Annotated in this window: 15 protein-coding genes; 9 read left to right on the top strand and 6 right to left on the bottom strand. The window is 66.4% G+C overall.

Features of this window, described 5'->3' with window-relative positions; genetic code table 11:
* Positions 1–80 precede the first annotated feature (80 nt).
* Together OTER_RS24115 and OTER_RS11175 are read right to left on the bottom strand one after the other, a co-directional pair.
* Entirely contained in the window at positions 81–5,690 is a 5,610-nt protein-coding gene (locus tag OTER_RS24115; RefSeq protein ID WP_012375028.1) for a rhamnogalacturonan lyase B N-terminal domain-containing protein, read from the bottom strand.
* A 358-nt stretch (positions 5,691–6,048) separates the two neighbouring features.
* A complete protein-coding gene (locus OTER_RS11175) occupies positions 6,049–6,753 on the bottom strand; it encodes a hypothetical protein (protein ID WP_012375027.1) in 705 nt (234 codons plus the stop codon).
* Positions 6,754–6,942: 189 nt separating this feature from the next.
* On the opposite strand from OTER_RS11175, the gene OTER_RS11170 reads away from it, so the two are divergent.
* The 5 genes from OTER_RS11170 (at position 6,943) to OTER_RS11150 (ending at position 14,483) form a co-directional block, all read left to right on the top strand.
* Positions 6,943–7,698, top strand: coding sequence for an ABC transporter ATP-binding protein (locus OTER_RS11170; protein WP_012375026.1), 756 nt, complete (start codon positions 6,943–6,945; stop codon positions 7,696–7,698).
* Between the two features lie 91 nt (positions 7,699–7,789).
* Complete coding sequence (locus OTER_RS11165; RefSeq protein ID WP_012375025.1) at positions 7,790–10,153, top strand: ABC transporter permease; 2,364 nt, start codon at positions 7,790–7,792, stop codon at positions 10,151–10,153.
* Positions 10,154–10,181: 28 nt separating this feature from the next.
* Positions 10,182–11,417 (top strand): efflux RND transporter periplasmic adaptor subunit, encoded by a 1,236-nt coding sequence (locus OTER_RS11160; protein WP_012375024.1) that lies wholly within the window; start codon positions 10,182–10,184, stop codon positions 11,415–11,417.
* A 378-nt stretch (positions 11,418–11,795) separates the two neighbouring features.
* Complete coding sequence (locus tag OTER_RS11155) at positions 11,796–13,886, top strand: hypothetical protein (RefSeq protein ID WP_012375023.1); 2,091 nt, start codon at positions 11,796–11,798, stop codon at positions 13,884–13,886.
* A gap of 93 nt (positions 13,887–13,979) precedes the next feature.
* Positions 13,980–14,483 (top strand): DUF421 domain-containing protein, encoded by a 504-nt coding sequence (locus OTER_RS11150; RefSeq protein WP_012375022.1) that lies wholly within the window; start codon positions 13,980–13,982, stop codon positions 14,481–14,483.
* Between the two features lie 12 nt (positions 14,484–14,495).
* Here OTER_RS11150 and OTER_RS11145 read toward each other — a convergent pair whose 3' ends face one another.
* Positions 14,496–15,512, bottom strand: a complete 1,017-nt coding sequence (locus OTER_RS11145) for an LLM class flavin-dependent oxidoreductase (protein WP_012375021.1) — start codon at positions 15,510–15,512, stop codon at positions 14,496–14,498.
* 312 nt (positions 15,513–15,824) lie between these two features.
* Here OTER_RS11145 and OTER_RS11140 point away from each other — a divergent pair, with 312 nt between their 5' ends.
* Positions 15,825–16,937 carry a hypothetical protein gene (locus OTER_RS11140; RefSeq protein WP_148218088.1) on the top strand — a complete coding sequence of 371 codons (1,113 nt, stop codon included), beginning with the start codon at positions 15,825–15,827 and terminating at the stop codon, positions 16,935–16,937.
* A gap of 69 nt (positions 16,938–17,006) precedes the next feature.
* Here OTER_RS11140 and OTER_RS26415 read toward each other — a convergent pair whose 3' ends face one another.
* The 3 genes from OTER_RS26415 to OTER_RS26495 all read right to left on the bottom strand — a co-directional run bounded on the left by OTER_RS26415 (position 17,007) and on the right by OTER_RS26495 (position 20,178).
* Entirely contained in the window at positions 17,007–19,184 is a 2,178-nt protein-coding gene (locus tag OTER_RS26415; RefSeq protein WP_012375019.1) for a tetratricopeptide repeat protein, read from the bottom strand.
* Positions 19,185–19,360: 176 nt separating this feature from the next.
* Positions 19,361–19,762: a biopolymer transporter Tol gene (locus tag OTER_RS25160; protein WP_202796033.1), complete on the bottom strand. Its 402-nt coding sequence runs from the start codon at positions 19,760–19,762 to the stop codon at positions 19,361–19,363.
* Positions 19,753–20,178 carry a hypothetical protein gene (locus tag OTER_RS26495; RefSeq protein ID WP_012375017.1) on the bottom strand — a complete coding sequence of 142 codons (426 nt, stop codon included), beginning with the start codon at positions 20,176–20,178 and terminating at the stop codon, positions 19,753–19,755. Before OTER_RS26495 ends, OTER_RS25160 begins: the two co-directional genes overlap by 10 nt.
* Before the next feature lie 109 nt (positions 20,179–20,287).
* Between OTER_RS26495 and OTER_RS11125 the strand changes: the two genes are divergently transcribed.
* The 3 genes from OTER_RS11125 (at position 20,288) to OTER_RS24110 (ending at position 24,016) form a co-directional block, all read left to right on the top strand.
* Positions 20,288–21,622 (top strand): Gfo/Idh/MocA family protein, encoded by a 1,335-nt coding sequence (locus OTER_RS11125; RefSeq protein WP_012375016.1) that lies wholly within the window; start codon positions 20,288–20,290, stop codon positions 21,620–21,622.
* 154 nt (positions 21,623–21,776) lie between these two features.
* A complete protein-coding gene (locus OTER_RS11120) occupies positions 21,777–22,388 on the top strand; it encodes a LysE family transporter (RefSeq protein ID WP_044892414.1) in 612 nt (203 codons plus the stop codon).
* Positions 22,389–22,546: 158 nt separating this feature from the next.
* Positions 22,547–24,016 (top strand): rhomboid family intramembrane serine protease, encoded by a 1,470-nt coding sequence (locus tag OTER_RS24110; RefSeq protein WP_012375014.1) that lies wholly within the window; start codon positions 22,547–22,549, stop codon positions 24,014–24,016.
* Positions 24,017–24,031: the final 15 nt, after the last annotated feature.

The following is a 24,031-nucleotide window of genomic DNA, read 5'->3' as shown; positions in this document are numbered from 1 at the left end:
ATCCGGACCGCGGCGGCGGATCAAAGCCGCCGCGGTCGTGGGATCATTGCGCCGGTAAACCGGCGCGTCGCTTCAGCCGATTACGGTTCCTCCAGCAGGCCGTTGCCGTTGAGTGTCAGCCGGTCGGCGCTCACGCGGCCGCGGAGCGTCGTGTTGCCGTTGATGATCACCGTGCCATTGGGCGCGGTCACGATGCCGTGGAGCGACGCCGTGCCGTTCAGCGTCAGCCCGCCGCTGAAGATCTCCAGCGTGAGCCACTCCGGCTGCGCCGGCGCGCCGGCCGGACCGTTCAGGATGACGCTATTGGCGAGTCGGACGATTACCGGGCCGCGCACCTGCAACGACGCGTTGCCGTTCAGCGTGAGCCGCTGGAACTCATACACCGCCGGATCCGTTGCGCCTTCAACGCCGAGCACAAGGCTCGCGCCGCCGTTCACCGTCAGCTGCCCATAGACGCCCGCCGGCACCGCGACCGGCCCGACATTGCCGTTGAGCGTGAGGTTTCGCACCGTGGCGAAATCGCCCACGTCCTGACCCGCGCGGTTCACGAACACATCCCGCGTGCCGCTCGGCGCCGCTGGCGCCACCACCACCGGCAGCGGAATCGGATCCACCCGACGCACGATGTAGCGCACCGCGGCGTTGCCGTTGAGCGTGATCGTATAGTTCGTCGGAGTTGGCGCACCGTCGCCGTCCTCCGTGCCGGCGAGCAGCGGATGACCGTTGAGTCGCACGGTGGGCGTGCCGGGCACGAGCAGATCGCCCGCGACATAGCTGTTGCCGTTGATCGTGAAGCTTTCGCCGCTGAGCAACTGCAGCGAGCCGTCGAGATCGCCGTTGAGCACCGGCGCATGCCGCACGAGCGCGGTGATGGTGATCACCAGCGTGCCCTCCGCCGTGCCCGCGTAGTTCGGATCGCTCACGGTCGCGACCACGGCATACGTGCCGGGTAGCGTCGGCGGCGTGGCGCTGCCGTTGTAGGTAAACGTCACCGGCAGTCCGGCCGGAGTCGTCGTGACCGCCGGGATCCGGGGCGTGCCATCGTACGCCAGCCGCACCGGCGCGCCGGGTGCGCCGCCGAACGCGACGTCCGCCGGCGCCGGCGCGATGGTCACCTCGACCGCGCTCGTGGCGGTGCCGGCGAGATTGGTCGCCGTGACCAACAGCGGGTAAATGCCCGCCGCCGCAGGCGTGCCGGAAATGACGCCGGTCTCCACGTCGATCGCCAGCCCCGCGGGCAATCCGCTCGCGCCGTAGCTGGTCGGTTCGTGGCTCGCCGTGATCGCATAGCTGAACGGCGCGCCGAACACCCCATCCGCCGTCGCCGCGCTTGTGATGACCGGCCGCTCAACGATGATCACGCGCAGCGTTCCTCCCGCGAGGATCGCGCGCGCGGCATAGCCATCAGGCAGACCGGTGGCGGTGATTTCGTTGGGGCCAAACGTGCTCGAGCCGAACGTCGCCACGATGAACTGATCGGCGTGCGCGAGCGGCGCAGCCGCGTTCAACGCGAGCGCGTAGCTGCCATCGGTGCCCTTCGTCAGCGCGCCGCTCAGCACGAGCTGGTCGGACGCGCCTGCGGCGCCGAGATCCACCGCGAGCAAGCCGCCGCCGTTCCACGTGGCGTCGGCGCCCGTGAGCGTGCCGATCGCCCCGACGCCGGCGGGCGCGACTGCGCCGCCGTCGTTGAGCGCGATCGTCCGGCCGATCGTGCCGGTGCCGGCCAGCGTGCCGGCGGAGTTCACGGCTACGCCATTCGCGCTCGCATTCAGGCTGCCGTCGACCCGGAGCACGCCTCCGTTCACGACCGTCGCGCCAGCGTAGGTGTTGCTCGCCGTCAGTTGCAGCGTGCCCGCGCCGGTCTTGGTCAATCCGCCAGCGCCGCCGAGCACGCCGCCGAGCGTGATGTCGAACGGCTCGTCGGCCGGGCTCGCCGCCTTGATCGTGACGTTGCCGCCACTCGGCAGGTTGACCGGCAACGCGGTGGACCAACTCGCCTTGGCGCCCAGCGTGCCGCTGCTGAAGTTGAGGTTCGTCGCAAACGTGCCGCCGGCGTTCTTCACGATTCCACCGCTGCCCAGATAAAGCGCGCCGCCGTTGAGTGTCACGGTCGCGGAACCGGCGACCACGGCGGAGTCGAACCCGAGCGTGAGTTTCTCGAGCGTGCTCACGCCGCCCGTAAACGTCGCCGAGGTGGCGTTGCCCGATGCGCGCGTGAGAATCACGCCGCTCGATGCATCGGTCGCGGTGAACGTGCCGCTGAGCACGCGCAGTCCGCCGCCACGCGTCGAGCCGGCATTGTTGCCGACCGTGACCGCGCCGGTCGCGGTGAGGGCGCCGCCTTGGACGGACATCGCGCCGTTCGAGTTGTGATTGCCCACCCAGATCGTGCCGACGTTCGCCGTGCCGCCGGCGACGATGAACCCGGAGTTGAAATCGACCGAGCCAGCGCTGTTGCGGCGGATGTTGACGTCGCCCACCGTGAGTTCGCCGCCGTTGACGCGCAGGGTGCCGCTGAAATCGGAATTCGTGCGGAAGCTGCCGAACGTGGCCGTGCCGCTGTCGATCACCACCTGACTGGTGACCGCGGTCACCAATCCTCCGGCGGCGAACGCACCCCCGGTGACGTTGAGCCGCGTGTTCAGCGCGAGGTTGACGGCGTTGTTGCCGACGTCGAGCGCGCCGCCCGCAGGGAGCTGCAATACGCCGCCACTCACGGTGAGTGCACCGGTCAGCGCGTTTTGCGCGGTAAGCACGAGCGTGCCGGCGCCTGTCTTCGTCAGGCCGCCGCTGCCAGCGAGTCGCGTGGCCACCGTCGCGTTCGCACCGGTGCCGAGCGCGTTGACCGTGATCGTCGGCGAAGCGCCCGCGAGCGTGAGCGTGTTCGCGGCGACGCCGTTGTTGTCGATCGTCCAGCTCGCCACGGTGGCGGGATCGAGATCGCCCAGAATCACGCGGTTGAGTGTCCGCGGCGAGTCGAGGTGCACGGCGTTGTCGGCCAGTAGATCGAGCGTGCTGAAGTCGGCTCCGTTCGCCGCGCCATCGGCGATCACCGCATTCTGCCAGTTTGACGGATTGCTCCAGAAACCTCCGCTTGTCGGATTGATCCAGGTGCCGTTGCCGGTCGTCGGCAGCACGAGCGTGTAGGTTTCACCGGCGTGGTAGCCCGGCACCGGATTGCCGCCGCCATCGACGATGCCGCTCGCCGTCTTCAGATCGAGGCGCAGCATGCCCGTGCCGGCGAGTCCGGTCACCGTCACATCGATCACCTCACCGCTCGAAGCGGACACGCTGGCGATCGTTCCGGTGGCCGAGCCACTGGTCGTCAGCACGAAAGCGCCCGGCGTGACGCCGCTCACGCTATCGCGGAACGTGACGCGGAAAACGACGTCGCCCGCGCCCGCCACCACGGTGTCGGTCAATGGCGCTTGCCGCAGGATCGTCACCGCCGCTTCACCCGCGATGTTGAGCGTGAAGATCGCCGAGGACGCGCCCGTGCCGCTCACATTCGAGGCCGTGGCATAGAAGCTGTTCACGCCCTCGGGCAAAGCCACGCCGGTGTAATCGAACGTCCAGTGTCCCGCGGCGTCGGCCGTCACGGTTCCGATCACGCCGAACCCAAGCCGAGTGATCGTCACCGTGTCGCCCGCGCCCGCCGTGCCGCTCAAGGTGAACGTTCGATCCGCGGTGGTGTCGCCGCTGCCAAACGCTCCGGAGTCGCCCGTAGCCGCCAGATCCGCCGGCATCGCGACTGCGGTGTTCAGCGCATACGCGGCCGACGCCGGACTGCTGTGGCCCGCGTTGTCGCTGGCGACGGCGGTGAAGTTGTGCGCGCCCGGAGCGAGCGGCGTGCCATAGGTGATGGCCCACACTCCGGCGGCCGACGCGACGGCGGTGCCGGCCGGCGTCGCGCCATCCACGAACAACGCGATGTTTCGGCCCGGTTCCGCGGTGCCGCTGATCACCAGCGGATCGCCCCCGACATAGGAGATCGCCGGCGCGGCGATCGGCCCTTCGAGTTCGACCGCATCGTAAGCCCAGCCGGCGCTGAGCCAGGTACCGAGATCGGTCGAGCCGCTGGCCGGGTTGATCGACAGCGTGTTCGTGCCGGCCACCAGCGCACTCGCGGGAATCGTGTAAGTGAACAGCCAGTTGTTACCGCGATAGGTTCCGAGGGTGAAGCTGCGCGAGTTCGGCTGCGTCGATTGTGCGGGCACGGCGGACGTCCACGCGCCGTTGACGCTCACCTGCGGCCGGCCATTCGCGTAGGCACACGTGATGCCGATGCGCAGCGTCAGGTCGACGAGCTGATTCGGCGCCAGCGTGAATTCGATCACGCTCGGGCTGTTTGCGCCGCGGAACTGCACCGCCGGAAAATCCGTGGCCGCGTTGTCCTGCCCCACGACGAACGTTCCGGGATTCCAAGAAGCGTTGCGCACATCCTGCGGATGCATCCGCGTCAGGTTCGGGCCGTTGAGCAATTCGAGCGGCGTGCCATCCCACTCGCCGATCCGGAAGATGACCGACGGCGCAGCCTCGGTGGAGGCGAGGTTCAGCGACGCCGTCGCACCCGCCGTGACGTCAACCGCGTCCGTGGCCACGGCGAGTTCGCCTTTGTAGAGCGTCGTCGTGTAGGTGCCGGGTTTCATTCCCGTGCAGGTGTAGCTGCCGTCAGCCGCGACCACGGCCCAGTATTGGGCGGTGCTGTTGGCGAAACCGACCACGCCTTGGAACCCCGCCGGGATTCCCGTCGCCGTGCCGCTGACCGCGCCGCGCGCCGAGGCGGGCACCCAGCCGGTGAGACCGAGCGGTTCGATCCACGAAAAGTCGAGCGGCAGCGTGGGCGCCGCGCCGTTGGTAAACACCAGCGCATACGGGCCGTGCAGGACGTTCAGCCGATAGGGCTCCGTCTGATTGTGGCCCGAATTCATGTAGTTGTAGATTTCCTGGTCGTCGCCGCACTGGTTTTGAATGTCGCGGAAGAACGGTCCGCCGGACGCGCTCTCGCGATTCCCGTACACCATCCAGCAGCCGACCGCCGGGCCGGTAGCGCCCATGTAAGTCAGGTCCATCGCGCGCACTTTGCCGCGCGTGAGATCGTCACCGTAGTATTTCGAGCGCGTGGTGCCATCGGCCATGCCGAAGATGTCGGAGCTCTCGATCGCGCCGGTGTTGCCGCGCAGATCGGACGGAGCGGGGCCATTCGGGAGCAGCGCGGAGTTGAGCCGGGTGATCCAGCGCAATTCGCCCACGTTCGGCTCGGCCGTGGGAAACGTCGCCAGGTAGATCGTCGCCTCGCCGTTGCGCACCATCAGGTAATGCGTGAGGCTCGAGACGACGCCGTTCGTCGGATCCGTCTGCAGCGTGATCTTCACGTAGCCGGTGCCGTCGCTCTCCGGCGTGACGGTCGTCGCGGAGCCAAGTCCGGAGGCGATGTGTGAGAAGCGGCCGGTGGTGGATTTGTATTCCGTGCCGTTGTAGACGATCGAGACGATGTCGCCGTTGGTCTTGCTCACCTCGAAGACGAGGCCGGCGTTCGTGTCGACCACATAGCCGGTGCCATTGTCCGTGTAGCCGAACGCGCCGAACGCGGCGGCCGGCAGCAACGAGCCGAGGAGCAGGAACAACAACCGAAGGCACGTGACGCTGGCCGCGCGCCGACCAAGGAGTGAAACGACGATCCGATTCATGGGTTTGGGGTATGGTTAGGAATTCCGGTCGACCGTCGTACGGTGCAGCGCATGCGGACATGCGGCAGCCACGGCGGAGCAGGACAACGCAAGTGCGAGGATGGACGAAATGAGCACGCAGCCGGCCGGTCACTGGGCCGATGGGCGTGCGCGGGGTGTGGGGATGGGGTGGAAGGGCTAGACGACGTTCGTGACGTAGCCCGAACGGTCGCACTCTCAAACGGTCACCCGTCCTGACAGTCCGTGTGCACGGTCCGTGCGCACGGCGGCGCACGTTCGCGCGCGTCCAACTCCGCACGCGGCGCCGACCTCAAAGCCGCCGTCGCTCATCCCTTTCCGCGAACAGCGCGCGGCAGAATCATCCCTGCGCCGCGTGAGCGACCTTGTCCCGTCGCCGAGTTCGCCCACGCGCCCACATCAGTCCGCCGAGCAGCGACAACGCGCCCCACGCATAAGTCGAAGGCTCGGGCACCGGCGAGATCGGAGGCGGCAGCGGCCGCGCCGGCTCGATGGAAAAACGGGTGTCGTTGAGCTCGGCCCGAAACCCGCCCGGCGGAAAGCCAAAGCCGCCATCGGTGCTGAAGCTCACCGTACTCACGGCCCGGCCGTTGAGATTAAAGATCGTGGTGAAGTCCGGCGGATTCGGCGCCGCATTGTGGTCCGGCGAAAACAGCGGCAGCGTCCGCCCCGGCGGTGGCGTGTGGAGAAACACCAGTTCGGCGTCGAGTCGCGTATTAGTCGCCGGATCGAACGCGTTGAGCAGGAGCGCGGTGTCGGTGATCACCAGTCGGTCGATCAGCACGCTCGGTCCGCCATCGAGCGCCCAGTAATTCAACGTCGGGTGCACGGGCAGATAGGCTTGCTGCAGACTGCCGGCCGGCTCGGGCGCCGCGACCATCCCGGTTTCATAATAGATATTCAGGTAGATGCGGTTCATCGTCCACGCCGGATCCCCGAACACCGCGGTCTTTTCGAGTTCGAGGAGGAACTCTATCTGATAGAGCTGCGCCGACGCGGTGGTGGCCAGCAGGGTGAATGCGAGGAGCGGGGCAAAGCGTTTCATGGCGCCTGATTTTAGCTGCTGGCCGGGGCGCCGCCCATCCGAGCGCTTTCGCGTCCGTGGCTCAGCTTTTACCGAGGAGATGCGTCGGCCAAACCGCGGCGGCGACCGCTCATCATCTTCGGCACTGACATCGCCGGGGAACGGACAAATGTCTGATCCTCTCCGACCTCGTCCCGCGCACCAAGCACCATGGGCTCCGTCACTCCCCCCTCCCCCGTCTCACCGGTCCCGGCGACCGAGCGCGATCCGCTGTTTCGCGCGCGCGGGCTCACCAAGGTCTACGCCACCGGCGACGTGGAGGTGCGCGCCCTCAACGGCGTGGATCTCGACCTGTTTGCCAGTGAACTGGTCGTGCTGCTCGGCGCCTCCGGCAGCGGCAAGTCGACGTTGCTGAACATTCTCGGCGGACTCGATGTGCCGACCGACGGCAGCCTGACCTTTCGCGACGCAGACCTGACGCATGCCGATGAAAACGATCTCACGCGCTATCGCCGCGAAACGGTCGGGTTCGTGTTTCAGTTCTACAACCTCATCCCGAGCCTGACCGCGCGGGAGAATGTCGCGCTCATCACCGAGATCGCGCGCGATCCGATGTCGCCCGAAGAAGCGCTGCAGCTGGTCGGGCTCGGCCCGCGCATGGATCACTTTCCTTCGCAGCTCTCCGGCGGCGAACAGCAGCGCGTCGCCATCGCGCGCGCCATTGCCAAGCGGCCCGAGGTGCTGCTCTGCGACGAACCCACCGGCGCGCTCGACGTGAAGACCGGCGTGTCCGTGCTGGACGCGATCGATCGCGTGAACCGCGATCTCGGCACGCTCGCAGTCGTCATCACGCACAACGCCGTCATCGCCGACATGGCCGATCGCGTGATTCATCTCTCCGACGGTGCCATCACGCAGATCCACCGCAACGCCCAGCGCCAGTCGGTGCAGTCGCTGAAATGGTAGCGCTTCGCCAGATTCCAAACGCCAAGTCCACAAATCCCAAAAAAACCAGGCGCTTTGGGCTTTGGCCTTTGGGCGTTTGAGATTTCCCTCAATGCCTCCGCTCGACCGCAAATTGATCCGCGACCTCGCCTCGATGAAGGGGCAAATGACGGCGGTCGCGCTGGTCATGGTCTGCGGACTCATGATGATGATCATGGCGCGGAGCCTGATCCGGTCGCTCGAGGTCGAGCGCGACGTCTACTACGGCGACCATCGCTTCGCGGACGTGTTTGCGGATTTGAAGCGCGCCCCGAACTCGCTGCGCGCCCGGCTCGCGGAAATCGACGGCGTCGGCGCAGTCGAGACCCGCGTCACCGGCGCGGTGGTGCTCGATCTGCCTGGCATGAAGGAGCCCGCGGACGGACAGATCCTTTCGATTCCCGACGACCGCCCGCAGCAGCTCAACCTGCTCTACCTGCGCAGCGGCCGGCTGCCGGAGCTCGGCAGTCGCAACGAGGTCGTGGTCAGCGAGGCGTTCGCCGATGCGCATGGGTTCTCACCCGGCGACACGATCGACGCCACGATCTACGGCGCGCGGCAGCGACTGCGGATCGTCGGGATCGGGCTCTCGCCGGAGTTCGTGTTCGAAGCGCGCGCCGGCGAAACCGTGCCGGATCCGCAGCGGTTCGGCGTGTTCTGGATGAACGAACGCGAACTCGCGATGGCGTTCGATCTGGACGGCGCCTTCAACAACGTCGTGCTGGACGTCGCGCCGGGCGCGAACACTCGCACGGTCCTCGCTGAGGTGGACCGGCTGCTCGAGCCTTACGGCGGTCGCGTGGCGTACGACCGCAAGGACCACTTCTCCAACCGGCAACTCGAGGACGAACTCGCCGGATTGCGCGTCGCCGCGGCGGCCTACCCGACGGTGTTTCTCAGCATCGCCGCGTTCATGACCAGCGCGGCGCTCACGCGCGTGATTCGACTGCAGCGCGAGCAAATCGCGCAGCTTAAGGCCTTCGGCTACTCGTCGCTCGATGTCGGGGTGCATTACCTGAAGTTCGCGCTCGTCATCGTGGTCGCCGCGACGCTGCTCGGCTCGATTGGCGGATTCTGGCTCGGGTCGGCCGTCGTCGAACTCTACCACAAGTTCTATCGGTTCCCCGGACTCGTGTTCCGGCCCGAATGGCCGTCGGTCATCCTCGCGCTGCTGGCGAGCGCCGGCACCTCGCTGCTCGGCGTCGCGGGTGCCGTGCGCCAGGCCGTCCGGCTGCCGCCCGCGGAGGCGATGCGGCCCGAACCCCCGGCGGATTTCAAACCGTCGGCGCTCGAACGCCTCGGGCTGCAGCGACTCGTCTCGCCGGCCTTCCGGATGGCGCTGCGCAATCTCGAACGCAAACCGTGGCAGGCGTTCTTCACCGCGCTGGGCCTGGTGTTCGCCACCGCGATCCCGATCATTCCTGGTGCGATTCGCGACGGCATCACCTACCTGATGGATTTTCAGTGGAGCCTCGCGCAGCGGCAGGATGTCACCGTCAGCCTGATCGAGCCCGGCTCCGCCAAGGCGCTCAGTGCGATCGCCTCGCTGCCCGGTGTGATCAACACGGAGCCGTTTCGCGCCGTGCCCGCGCGGTTGCGCTTCGGTCCCCGCGACCACCGCGTGGCGATCACCGGGTTGCCGCGCGAGACGCGGTTGAACCGCGTGCTCGACGTCAACGCGCAGCCCGCCTCGCTGCCGATCTCCGGACTTCTCCTCTCGGAAAAACTCGCCGAGCTGCTCGCGATCAAGCCCGGCGATCCCATCCGCATCGAGGTGCAGGAGGGCCGCCGGCCGGTGCTCGACACCTTTGTCGCAGGCACGATCACGGATTTCGCCGGCGTGGCCGCCTACATGGAGATTGGCGCGCTGCGTCGGCTGCTGCGCGAAGGCAACACCGTCAGCGGCGCGCATCTGACGATCGACCGCGTGCGCTGGGACGATTTCCTCGCGGCCGTGAAGGAGGCGCCGCGGATCGGCGCGTTGATCATCACCGCGGCGTCACGCAAAAGCTTCAACGACACCGTCGCGGACATGATGGGCACGATCCAGACGATCTACTTCACCTTCGCGGTGATCGTCGCCTTCGGCGTCGTCTACAACGGCGCGCGGATCGCGCTGTCGGAGCGCACCCGCGATCTCGCGACGCTGCGCGTGATCGGTTTCACCAATCGTGAGATCGCCACCGTACTCGTGGGCGAGCTCGGCTTGCTCACGCTGCTCGCGCTGCCGTTCGGGCTGTGGCTCGGCAGCGAGCTCGCGCGGCTGATCGTCGAGGCGAGCAGCACGGAAACCGTGCGGCTGCCGCTGGTGCTCACCACGCGGACCTACGCGACGGCGGTATTGATCGTGCTCGTGTCCTCGGGCTTCTCGTTTGCTGTCGTCAGCCGCCGGCTCAAGCACCTCGATCTACTTGGCGTTTTGAAAGCCCGCGACTGACCGGCTCGTTGCATTCCTTCTTTTTCCCATGACTGCGAAATCTTCCTCTCGTCCCGGTCGCAACAGCCCGCGTTGGCGGCGTCTCGTGCCGTATGCCATCGGCACGGTGATCCTCCTCGCGCTCGTCGCCGGGTTCTGGCCCAAAGCGGTCGAAGTCGAGATCGCCACCGTCGCGCAGGGACCGCTGGTGGTGTCCGTATTCGAGGAGGGCAAGACCCGGATCCGTCACCGCTACACGATTTCGGCGCCGGTGGCGGGGCAACTCAACCGCGTGGAGCTCCGCGCTGGCGCGCCGATCGTCGCCGGCGAGACCGTGCTCGCCACGCTTGAACCGGCGGCCTCGTCCTTTCTCGATCCGCGCGCGCGGGCCCAGGCCGAAGCGATCGTCCACGCCGCGGAGGCGGCGCGGCAGGCCCGACAAGCGGACGCGGAGCGAGCACACGCGGCGCACGAGCTCGCGCAGAAGGATGTCGTGCGTGCGGAACCGCTGCACCAGTCCGGCGCGATCTCCGAGCAGGATTGGGACGTCATCAGCAACCGTGCGTTGATGGCGGCCCGCGAACTGCACGCGGCGGAGTTCGCGCTGCGGGTCGCCGATTTCGAAATTGCGCAGGCGCAGGCCGCCTTGCTCGAGGCCCAGCGACCGTCGGGCGAAACCGCGGCCACACTGCGGATCGTCGCGCCGCTCGACGGCTTCGTCCTGAACGTGTTCGAAGAAAGCGCCCGCGTCGTCGCGCCCGGCCAACCGATCATGGAAGTTGGCGACCCACGCGACCTGGAGGCCGAGATCGAACTGCTCTCGACCGACGCCGTGGCCGTGGCGCCCGGTGCCGACGTGATCATCGAGGAATGGGGCGGTGAGCAGCCGCTGCGGGGCCGCGTGGCGCTCGTGGAGCGCGCCGGGTTCACCAAATATTCCGCGCTCGGCGTCGAGGAGCAGCGCGTGAAGGTCCGCGTCGATTTTCTCGATCCGCTGCCGCCGGGCCGCGAACTCGGCGATCGCTATCGCGTGGAAGCACGCATCGTCACGTGGCGCGGCGAGAACATTCTTCAACTGCCGACCGGCGCGCTGTTCCGCCGCGGCGGCGACTGGATGACGTTTGTGGTCGAAGGCGGCGACGCTCAACTGCGCAAGGTGGAGATCGGTCACAACAGCGGCATCGCCGCCGAGGTGATCTCCGGTGTGACCGAAGGCGCCCGTGTCGTCGTGCATCCGCCCGACACCATCCGCGACGGGCGGCCCGTGAAGGCGCGAGCGAACTGAACGTGGCATGGGCATCTGGCCCGTGCTCGGTCCGCCACCCCCGCTCCGACCGCGCGCTCTCACGCCTCACCGGCCGGCGGCAAAATGGATGGTCGCGCCCGCGACCACGGGCCAGATGCAGGTGCCACTACGACGTTTCCCGGTAGCGTCGAACGGCCACGATTCTGGCGGTCGGTGATCGCGTGGTGGAATCGTCCAGAAATCTGGTAAAAACCTGGCTCGGCTTGGGGGTGGAGCCGCCACAGCTGCTGCTCCCGTAAATGGCGCTCCGCGCCATCGTCATCTTTATCGTCGCGCCAATCGGCAAGCTGCACGCAGCCGAATAACAGGCCGCTCGTGCGTTGACAGTATTGGCCCAGCGGACAAGCTCGGTACACCGTGTCAGTCTCCCCTGATACGTCCGCACAGGCGAGCGCCCCGACATTGCCGGGACAGGGAAATCCTGTCGTCACGCCGGATTCGGAACGAATCACGGAAGCAGTCGACACGCTTTTCAGTTATACGCGGCCGCACGTCGACAAATGTCTCGGTGAGCTGGAACTCCCGGCCGGTCTTCTCCTCGATGACCTGCGGGATTACGTCACCGACGCCCTCTCCGGCCGCATCGCACGACATCCGCTTCGCCTGTCGGATTTCATGGCTGGTTTGGAGAAACTGCAGCGGTGGGGCCGACAGAACGTTTTCCTTCATCGCACGGCGTTAGGCGGCGACGAACCCATGCTGGCATCGCTGCGCGATGCCACCGCCCTCCGGGAGCGCACCGCAGCTTTTTGCCAAAGCCGGACCGAAGCCGGGGACGAGCAGGATTGTTTCAATAACAGCATCTACGTCTGGGACGCAGAGCAACCCCAGCTATGCGAACTGCGCCACACCCCGGACGACCTCCTGCTCAAGTGGGTCGAGACCCGGACCTGGCTGCAGACGATCTCGACCAAGATCAATCCCGCCAACGGACAGAAAGCTCAAATCGCAATACCGCGGAGAGAGCGGTCGCTCAACTTTTTCCACCTTGATCTCCGCACCGGTGAATCGGAGCTGCGGATCCAGACGCTGCATGAGAACGCCGGACGCTCCCTCGCGCAGGAGGTCCAGATCTACCGGCAGATCGTGGTCCGGATGCTCGGCTTTGATCCGTTTATGCCGGTGCCACTGGAACCCGTCATCCGGAACCTGCTGGACAGCCGGGCGTCCACCATCCGGCGCTGGGTCGTAAAGCTGGCCAACGGAGGCTGGCTTGATGGGCACGCCGCACCGAGCCCGGACACCGAGCAGCTCCGGCTCGGCGAGTATGCCGGGCTCAAGCTCCACTACGATTGGGTCTCACCAAACGCATCGGATCGTCGCGTCGAAGTCTGGATATTCTCCAAGACCAATCATCTCGAGTTGGTCAGTGCCTGTGAAGCCGAGGACGGCCGCGCCCTACTCGCCGACGTGCGACGGTGCGCAGAGAATGAGGAGACTATTCTCGACCCCGACCTCAGGGCCGTGGCCCAACACACGCCGAGCCTCCGCTATGTGATGCACCGGCTCGACCTGCAATTTTCCCGACTTGGAAAGCAGGAGATCCTGGCCCACCAACTGGCGGCCGAAGATGGGATCACGACGGAACTGGTCTTCGCGGCCTTCGAGGCGCTCAAGAGACAGAATAGCGCTCGCTTCCAGGCCAGCTACTACGTACGTGACCCGCATGACCCCCACCACAAGGACCGGGCGATCAAACAGGCGGACGGAACCCTCGAATACGAATCGCCCGCCGACATTCCCAACACGGTCCAATTCAAACGCGCGAAAAAGATCCTGAGCGTGGCCACCCCGGGGAACATCGGCGCGCGGCTTTCCGCCCGGAAGGCGGCCAGGGTGCTCTGGGTAACCACACTTCACGGCATTCGCACCTACGGCTCCTGGCAAAGGCACATCAACCCGTTCTTGAACGACGCCGGCATCAACCACTACCCATTCGACTACGGGTACTTCAACCTGATCAGCTTCTTCCTGCCTTCGGCCCGCCGCCGTGCGGTCGCACGCTTCCGCGACGCCTATTCCAATTTCTGCCACGAACACGGGATCAAGCGGTGCTCGATTGTCGCCCACAGCTTCGGCACCTACCTGGTCGCAGAAGCGCTCGAAACCTATGGGCTCTCCTTCGACCGCATCGTTTTGTGCGGTTCGATCATACGACGCGATTTTCCCTGGCCGGTCTATCTGGCCCAGGATCGGGTCCGCCAAATCTTGAACGACTGCGGGCATCGGGATCTCTGGGTCAAGCTGGTCGTTTGGTTCGTCTCGGGTACGGGCGCGTCGGGCGCCGCGAAGTTTACCACCGCAGATTCCCGGCTGCTGCAGCACGTCCACCCGGCATGGAAGCATTCCGACTTCTTCTACGTCGACAACTATCGCACGCGCTGGATTCCGTTCCTCCTGCACAGGAAGCCGCTGGAGATCGAGCCTGCCGCCCGCCTGAAGAAGTGAAGTTTTCCCGGTTTCCGGCCGCTGCCCAAAGCGCCGGCCGCCGCTTGCTCCCCGCCCGAACTCCCCCAGCTAGACGCGGTCGGTGACCGCGTCATGGAGTCGTTCAAAATTTTGGTGGACACCTGGCTCGGGCTGAACGCGGAGCCTCATCAGCTGCTATTCCCGCAGATGGCGCTGCGCGCGCTGGTCGTTTTTGTCGCCGCGCTGATCATGCTCCGGCTCTCGCACAAGCGGTTTTTCGCCCGCCGCAACGCGATCGACGTCCTGCTCACGTTCGTGCTGGCCTCGACGCTCGCGCGCGCGATCAACGGTAGCGCCGCATTTTTCCCGACGCTCGCGACGGGCTTCGTCCTCGTGTTCGTCCACCGCGGGTTCACCTTCCTGGGCGCGCGTTGGGGCGCTTTCGGCCGGCTCGCGAAGGGCGAGCCGGCGACGCTGATCGAAAACGGCCGCGTGCACGAAAAAACCCTCCGCGCCCACTCGCTCAGTCGCGACGATCTGGCCGAGGATCTCCGGATCAGTGGCGTCGCCGATCCGCGCGAAGTCCGCCAGGCGCTGCTCGAGCGCAATGGTCAGATCTCGGTGTTGAAGCGTTGACCTCGCGAATGCTTACCCGATTCGTCGATCCGTTCCGGAAGCGGCAAGCCGCTCGCGCACCTCCGCGGTGAGCTCGAGCGAGCGCACCCGCGCAGCGGCGTCGTAAATCGCGCCGGTGATCATCAACTCGTCGACGCGCGTTCGGTCGAGAAATGCCCGGATGCCCTGCTCCACTGTCGCCGGCGATCCGATCACCGCCTCGTGAAACGCGCTCATCACGCCGACGCGTTCCAGCGGCGTCCAGAGTCCGTCCATGCCGTCGACGGGCGGAGGCAGCGGACCGGGCGCGCCGCGCCGCAGTTGCAGGAAACTCTGCTGCAGCGACGTGAACAACCGCGCCGCCGCTGCGTCAGTTTCCGCCGCGTAGATCTGGATCGCCGCCATCGCGTAGGGTCGCGCGAGCGTTTCCGAACGCTTGAACTCCTCACGGTAAATGCCCAGTGCCTCGTCGAGCAGATCGGGCGCGAAATGCGCGGCGAACGCGAACGGCAGCCCCAGCGCCGCCGCGAGTCGCGCGCTGAACAGGCTCGAACCAAGCAGCCAGATCGGAATCGACAGTCCGGCTCCCGGCACCGCCCTCACCGGCTGACCGGCCCCGCCGCGGAAGTAAGCCTGCAGTTCCACTACGTCCTGCGGGAACGTGTCCGCGCTGTTTGACCGACCGCGACGCAGCGCATGCGCCGTGACAGGATCCGTGCCCGGCGCACGGCCGAGCCCAAGATCGATCCGACCGGGAAACAGTGATTCCAGCGTGCCGAACTGTTCGGCGATCACCAGCGGCGCGTGGTTCGGCAGCATGATCCCGCCGGAGCCGACGCGAATCGTCGACGTGCCAGCGGCCACGTGCCCGATCACCACGGCGGTCGCCGCGCTGGCGATGCCGGGCATGCCGTGATGCTCCGCCAGCCAGAACCGCCGATAGCCAAGCCTCTCGGCGGCCTGCGCCAGTTCGCGCGAGCGCTGTAGTGCGTCCGCCACCGTGCCGCCCTGAACGATAGGCGAGAGATCGAGAACCGAAAAGGGAATCATGCCGCCAACGTGTGTATTGGCGTGCGAGTTGCCAGCGGACACCAACAGCGTGCATACGCAATGCCGCGGCGCGCCCGCCCCTACTCGCACGCTGATCCCGCAGTCAGCAATCCCCTGACGATCTGCGCAGATCGTTCGGAACTCGCGACCGGGTCACTTCTTTTCAAAGCGCTCCCCGATGCCGGAACGTTCGTGCAATCGTTTCGTGACCGCGCGATCGCTACAGCAAGCAATCGGCACTTGAGTCGAACGCCCGGCGCGCTACTGCCGTCAGTCGAACTCCGCCAGCGGTTCGAATCCACCATCCTGTCCATGAATGCCTGGAACTCCGTTGCTTCGTTTCGCCCGCTGGCCGCGCTCGCGGCTGGTGTTTTGCTGCCGCTGTATGCGCAGGCCGGCTCGTATGAGCTGACTGATCTCGGCGATCCCGGCTGGGTCGACTACGTCGTTCCGTATCAGCCGGTGATCAACAACCACGGTCAGGTCGCCTACACACTGCTCAGCATTTATCCCGACTACGCTGGCTTCCTCGTCTCCGGCGGCACGCACACGCGCGTGCCCACCTTATCCGATGGCACCGGACTGCCGGGCCACGACAACTTCGCCACCGACATTAATGACAGCGCAGTGATCGTCGGAAATTCGCGGATCAACAACAGCTCGGACATCAGCCACGGCTACTACTCGAACGCCGCAACGGACGTGCACGACATCAGCCCCTTCCCGCCGGAGGAATATAGCGATGCCACGCGCGTGACGAACAACGGTTTAGTGATGGTCAGCGGCAATCAGGTCTACTCGATTCCCGACGGCACGTTCAGTCCGGTTTCCTCTTATCTTCCGCCGGGCGCAACGCTCCTGAGCCTCAGCGACGACGGCATCTTCCTCAGTCAGGCCGGCGGCGTGCTCTACACCTCACAGGCCGGCGTGCACACGCCGCTCGCGGGCACCTTTACCGGCTCGTTGCGCGGCTTCAATGATCATGGCGACATCCTCAGTCTCTCCGGCGACACGCTTTACCTGCTCAAGGGAGGCGTTTCGACGATGCTCGGGACGATGGTGAATCTCACGGAACTGAACGCGCTCGGCGACAGCGGTGTGGCCGTGGGCACCTACAACAGTGGCATCGCCGTCGATCCGATGAACATGGGCACCAGCGAGCAGCGCGCGTTCGGCTACGTCGGCGGCGCGGTCGTCGACCTGAACACGCTGATCGATCCGGCCCTCGGCTACACGCTGCTGACAGCAAACGATGTCAACGATCGCGGCCAGATCACCGGAATCGCCTACACGCCGGACGGATTGTATCACCCCTACATCCTCACCCCTGTGCCCGAGCCGGCCACCTACGGCTGGATTGCCGCGCTCGTTCTCGGCGGCTTCGTGCTCACGCGTCATCGCCGCTGTTCGTCCGCGACCGCGTAGCTCGACGTCTCTTTCCGGTTGCAGCCGGTCCACGGGCCGCGCGACCTGACCGGCTGCCCTGCGACCCCGTCACAACGCAGCGCCGGCTGCACGCGTCTCAGCAGGTTTCAGCACCTGCCGCAGCAGGTGCTGCGGGAACCCCGGACGGAAGTTCAGCTTTCGCGCGAGTTCGTGATAGGTCGTGCGGTGCACCGGATCACGCAGCCCCATCGTCGCGAGCAGGACACATTTGTCTTCCGTCGAGAAACGCAGGTGACAGATCGCCGTGGGGTCTTGCGCTTCGTTCGCGAGCATGCCGGCAAGGCTGCGGAATTCGGGCGACCCGTTCTTCATGGCCGCAACCGCATTTGCGAAATGCTGATCGGCCGTCTCGTCCTGACCGCTCTGCCGCGCGAGCAGATACAGCAGGAGGTGTTCGGTCACGCCGGGGCGCTCCTGTGCAGCCGCCGCTTTGGCTGCCGCCTCCAGATCGCTGCGCGCCACCGCCGCACGAAACTGATAGAATGGAGCTTTGAATCGCGACACGAGGCTCGCGTAGGTCGGCAGGTCCTCAGCGTGATAAGCCACCACCGCGTCCAGATAAGCGGAACAGTCCGCCAACGTCTCCGGCGTCGCGTCGGCAGCTTTCATCTGCTTCAACAACGCCGTCTTCAACTGCTCGACCTCCACCGCCGGCCGCTGCGCCGCCAGGACGACCGTGATCTGCTCACCCACCAATTCGAGGTCGAGCGGCTCCGCCTTGCGCGCGTCTGCCAGCTCCTTGGCCAGCTCTTCGTAGCGGTTGAGCGCCCACATCGCGTCCCGGCGATAACGCGTCTGCGACCGGCTCTGCAGTTTCGCTTCTCCCCCAGCGACGATGTGCTGCCACGCTTCCTCAAACTGTGCCAGCGAGAGGGCGTCGTAGCCGAGCGCCATGTGCGCATAGGCACAAGGCTGCGGGGCGTTGAGCGCGCGCTGCCAGCACTGCTGGGCGGTGGCGAAGTCCACCACCGTGCGACCGAACAGATACTGCAACGCGCCGTTCTCCGGCTCAGCCTCGGCGTAACGACGATACTCGCCGGCGAGATCCCAGTCCGGCTGCGTCGCCTCCATCATCTGCTGATAGTAGCGATGCCACTCCAAAAGCACGGGCCGGTCAGCGAGACGCTGCCGGAAAAACGCTGGCATGTCTTCGGGTTTCAACGTGCTCACGGCGGCGTAGAGCAGATCCTCGTCGGCGCGATAGCGGCCGAGCGTCATCAGGTGCACGCGTGCACCGTCGTATCCCAGCTTGTTGACGAGCAACGCCGCCACCCGCGCAGGGGGCTCCTGACCGTGAAGGTAATCAAGTCGGGATTTCACCACACGGCTCGTGCCACTGGGCATGTTGATCCGCTCCTCCGCAGGTTCGATCACGTAGTCGGGGCGCTCGATGAAATGGGTGCCCTGATTCGCAAGAATCGAGAATTGGCCGGCTTCGTTCGCCGGGGGCGTGGTGCCGTCGCTGTAATACGGAATCTCCTCGCGCACCAACACCGCCGCGCGGTCCGGGTTGATCACGAGCACGCGTTTCGTTCCGAGGTGATCAAGCAATGGCAGCCGGAACTCGAATGTCTGCGGCGTCCCGACGACGTGGCTCCCCGCCGCATCCTCGAGCGTGAACACCCCCTCGGCCAACTGCAGCGTCTCCACCCCGTGCGCCCCCAGCTGGTGCACCTCGCCGTTCAGCTGAACGGCATACGGTTGGTCGATGCCTGAACACACCACCACCGTCAGGTTCTGCTGCTGATAGAGGCAGTAGCCGGTCGTCCCGACCACCGCGATCACGGCGGCGGCCCCGGCCATCAAGCCGATCGCGCGGTAGTTAAGCCCCCGCGGTTTCGCTGCGCCGGCCGCGGGCGCCATCGGAACCGTCGCCGATTCACTTGCCTTCACCTCAGCCACCACCCGCGGAGCGCTCGGCAGCAGTTGGCGGAGCACGTCGTCGGTGACGTCGATCCCGCCGCCGACGTTCCGATAGATCGTCTCGATCGTGTAGATGGGCCCCCACGGGAAACCCCACCAGCCCGCCACCAAGGAGAGCAGCGTGTAGGGCAGCCCCGCCATTGCGGCGCTTTGTCCGGGTTTGATGAAGCGCAGACCGCTGCCGCGCTTGAACGTAATAACCAGCAGGGACACGCAGTAGGTGAACACCACCACGCGCGCACCCCGTTTCATTTCGTCCCGGATGTTTTCCGGCGACAGACCTTCCGCTCCGCGAATATTCATGGGGTATGGGGAGTGCCCTTGAAGGTACCGCTGCGAAGGTCGATGACAATGCCAAGTTGTTGCACGCCACCGTGGCCACGCCGCCCAGTTCGCCGTCGGGCCACGCCGCGAGCGTCCAACACCGGACCCATGAATCCGCGACGCGCGCGTCGATCATCGCGCGCGCCAGGATCGGTTCACTGCACGCGCCCCGCAGCGTTCTCGAGCACGACATTCGACAACACCGCCGTGTCGACGGTCGTGGGCAGGTGGGAGCAGAACCCGATGCCCACATAGAACGGCTCCGTCAGCCGCAGCGTAATCGGCGGCCCAAACTGGTGCATGGGTTCGCCTTCGAGGCTCACCCATAGTGAAAACGCGTCACCGCGCTTCTCGATTCCGATCCGCTTCGCGATGACGGTCACGAGGCTGTCCGGCGACGCGCCGCCCGGCCGACCGCGACCGCCTATCCGATACTCCATGTCTTTGACGCGCGCGCCCTTGTCCGGCCGCTGCGCCAGGTGGATCATGCCCTCGCCGTGGAGCGCGACGATCGCCTCCTTCGCATCGTCGTCGAGCTCCTGCCGAATCACGAGCACCGCCTTGCGATCGCCGTAGCCGTTCCGTCGGGATAAGCGATGTCCGCCGCCAGCGACACGTCTCCGGACATCTTTTTCCACAGATACCGAAACTCGTCGCGCGTATACCAGACGTTGTAGCCAGCAGAGTGGATCGTGTAGCTCCGGGTCGCCGTGTCGTAACTGGCGTCGCCGGGAACGAGCGCACTGCCGACGTCCGACTGGCCTTCGAAAACGCCTAGCGGCGTCGCGAACGTCGTGGTCGCGCGATGGAAATCTGCAGGCGGCGCGACTTGCTGCCGCGTCGCCGTACCAGGCTGCGCCCAATCCGGCGCCGCCGGTGCGGGCTTCGTCGCCGCCGACAAGCTCGCCATGCCCGGCGGCACCGAAAGAACCACCAGCAACGCGCACAACAGGGACAAACGGTGGGGCTTCATCGCGATCGAACCAACCCATTCATCGCTTCGACGCAAAACCGAACGGCGTCATGCCCCAAACGCTCACGTCGAATTTTGAGTTCATCGCAACTGTGAGTTCAGTTGCTGCGTGAACACCCCGATCACCCGCCGCGCCTTTGTACGCAACACGGCCGCGCTCGCCGCCGTTGCCGCCCTCCCGCGCCGACTCCGCGCGCACAGCGCCGGCGACAAGTTGAACATCGCCGCCATCGGCATCGGCGGCCAGGGCAGCGCCGACCTCCGCGCCGTCGCGATGGAAAACATCGTCGCCTTGTGCGATGTGGACGCCGACTACGCCGCTCACGCGTTCGCCGAGTATCCGCAGGCGCGGCGCTACACGGATTTTCGCGAGATGTTCGACCGCGAGAAAGACCTCGACGCGGTCGTGGTGGCGACGCCCGATCACTTGCACGCGGTCGTCACCATGGCGGCGCTGCAGCACGGCAAACACGTCTACTGCGAAAAGCCGCTCACGCGCACCGTCCACGAAGCTCGCGCGATCGCTCAGGCCGCCGCGAAAGCGAAAGTCGCGACGCAAATGGGGAATCAGGGGATGGCGTTCGCGGGAAACCGGCAGCTCGACGAATGGATCCAGTCCGGCGCGATCGGCGCCGTGCGTGAGGTGCACGTCTGGTCCGACCGGCCGACCCAGCGCGGCAAGATGCCCCTCTGGTGGCCGCAGGGCGTCGAGCGCCCGACCGACACGCCGCCCGTGCCGGAAACGCTCAACTGGGATCTCTGGCTCGGCCCGGCGCCGCACCGGCCGTATCATCCCGCCTACGCGCCGTTTCGCTGGCGCGGTTGGTGGGACTTCGGCTCCGGCGGACTCGGCGACATGGGCATTCACAATCTCGCGCCCGTGTTCTCCGCGCTGAAACTCGGCGCGCCCGAAACCGTGTCGGCGAGTTCCACCGCGCTGGTGGACGACAGCGTGCCACTCGCGTCGCTGGTGCACTATCGCTTTCCCGCGCGCGGTGATCTGCCGCCGGTCACGCTGCACTGGTATGACGGCGGACTGCTGCCGGCGCGGCCGGATGAACTCGAAGCCGGCGGTGAGCTCGATCCGGAGGATGGCATCCTGTTCGTCGGCGATGAAGGTAAGATCCTCGTCGAGGGTTGGGGCGGCGAGCATCCGCGGATCCTTGGCCGCAACGGCGACCAGCCTTATCGTCGGCCCCCGTCCGACGAAACCGCGCACGCGCGGCACGCCGCCGAGTGGATTGCCGCCTGCAAAAACGGTTCGCCCACGCGTTCCGATTTCCGTTTCGCCGGTCCGCTCACCGAAGCCGTTCTGCTCGGCGCCGCGTGCGTGCGCAACGGCGGACGGAAGCTGGTCTGGGACAGCGCGAGCATGACGTTCACCAACGATCCACGCGCGAACCAATATCTGCACTACACCTACCGCGACGGCTGGAGGTTGTAGCCGACGACTCCTTCGGGATGGAGCGGCGACGCCCTCGTCGCCGTCATGACGCGACGAGGGCGTCGCGTCTGCAACGGACAAGCCAGAACGCCCCGCCCATGCCATGTCCATTTGCCTTGCCAGCTCGCGCCTCCGCGGGTTGGACCGTAACTTCGTGAGCATCGAGTTCATCGTGACGGCCTTCATCGTTGCCGCATCGCCGGGCACCGGCGTGCTCTATACGCTCGGCGCCGGCTTATCGCGCGGAGCCCGCGCGAGCGTCGTGGCCGCGTTCGGCTGCACACTCGGCATCGTGCCGCACATGGCCGCGGCCATCCTCGGGCTCGCGGCGCTGCTGCACACCAGCGCGCTCGCGTTTCAGACGTTCAAATACGCCGGTGTCGCCTACCTGCTCTACATGGCGTGGTGCACGTGGCGTGAACGGGGTGCGCTGCAGGTCGAGCAGAACCTCGGGTCGCGCTCCGCCGCGCGGGTTACGCTCACTGCGATTTTGATCAATCTGCTGAATCCGAAGCTCTCGATCTTCTTCCTCGCGTTCCTGCCCCAGTTCGTGAGTGCCACCGAAGCTCATCCGCTGCCGCGGATGCTCGAGCTCAGCGCCACGTTCATGCTGATCACCTTCGTGGTGTTTGTCGGTTACGGTCTGTGCGCCGCCGCCGTGCGCGATCACGTCATTTCGCGGCCGCAGGTGCTGACGTGGATGCGGCGTACGTTTGCCGGCGCGTTTGTCGCGCTCGGGGCCAAGCTCGCGACCGCGGATCGCTGAGCCGGCGGTGCTGGCGCACACCGGCGGAAGGCTTGGAGGTGGCATGGGCGTCCCGCCATGATGCGAGCCATCGAACGCCTCCACGGGCGAGACGCCCGTGCCACACGATCGCCCCTTCTTGCCACGCGACCACGGATCAGCAGGGTTCTCTTTCTTCCATGGAACCCGCTTCCTCCACCGCTCCGACCGGGCTGAGCTTTGATGTCGAATATCAGTCCGTCGCCGACGCGGCCAATCCCGATCTGCGCGGCCGAGGCAAGCTGATCATCGATCCCGCGGGGCCGTTCTACCGGTTCACCGGCGATGCGCGGGCCTTTCTCGGCCGGCCCACCGCGGTGGAGTTTCATCCGGAGGAGATTCGCAACGTCAGCGTCGTCGGCCGGCGCGCAGGGTTCGACACGCCGATCGGCGTCGCCGGAAAAAAGCGCCAGCCGTTCGTGTTCTACACCGGCAACCCCGCCGAGGCGGTCGCGATCGCCCGGTTGCTGCCGCCGGACCGCGACGAGGAATTCGTCTCCAGCCAGGATTTCGCCCACCAGCTCTACCGGCTGCCGGCCGCGCGCTCGCCCTGGACCTGCATCACCAACCTGATCGTCGCCGCCAATGTCGCCGCGTTCATCGTCATGGGCCTGCTCGGCGCCGGCTGGGTCGAGACCGCCGACATGACGCCCTACGTCCGCTGGGTGGCCAACAACGGCGCGGCGACGACCGATGGCGAGTGGTGGCGGATCGTGACCTCGATGTTCGTGCACTACGGGCTGCTGCACCTCGCGCTGAACATGTGGGCGCTGTTCCAAACCGGACATTTCGTCGAGCGGCTGTTCGGCCGGCCGTTGTTTGCGCTCGGCTACCTCGGCAGCGGCATCGTCGCGAGCTTCGCCTCGATCTACTGGCACGGTGATCAGATCTGGAGCGCCGGCGCCTCCGGCGCGGTGTTTGGCGTCTACGGATTGCTGCTCGGCTTCATGGTGCGCGAGCGGCAATCGATTCCGCCGCCCGTGCTGCGGCCCTTGTTCAAGAGCACCCTGATGTTCGCCGGCTACAATCTCGTGTTCGGCTTTGTGTACCCACGGATCGATAACGCCGCGCATCTCGGCGGGCTGCTCGGCGGCGTAGTGCTCGGCTGGCTGATGGCGCTGCCGATCGCGCCTGAGGCGCGGGCCCGGCAAACCTCGGCGCGTCTGCTGTTGGGCACGGCGGTGCTGGCCGGCGCGTGCACGACGGGGGTACTGTTGGCCCCGCGGTTCCCCTATCGCTTCCGGGAACGGCTGCAGTTGCAGACGGTGAGTTCCGCCCTCAACGAGCGCGAACTCGTGAAACTGCAGGAGCAGGAGCAGCAACTCGCCAACGCGCAGTCGGCGCACCGGGCCGATCGGTTGGCCGATTGGATCGAGGCGGAGATGATCCCCTTCTACGAGGCGATGCGGGCCGAGTTCGAAGCCGTTCATCTGACGCCGGGGCTGCAGACCGACCAAGCGCGGCGATTGATGGTTGGGCGGACCGATGCCAAGCTTCGCCACTACCGCCAGCTCGTGGCCGACCTCCGGGCGAAAAAGCCGGACGCGCTCCAGCGCTACCTCGCGGCCGAGGAGAGCGCGCTGAAATCGGCCCCATCATCACCGCCCTAAGCCCCGACCGGAGGC

Source organism: Opitutus terrae PB90-1 (assembly GCF_000019965.1).
Taxonomy (GTDB): Bacteria; Verrucomicrobiota; Verrucomicrobiia; order Opitutales; family Opitutaceae; genus Opitutus; species Opitutus terrae.
Note: the sequence above shows the minus strand (reverse complement) of the source record. Positions and strands in the feature narration are given on the sequence as shown.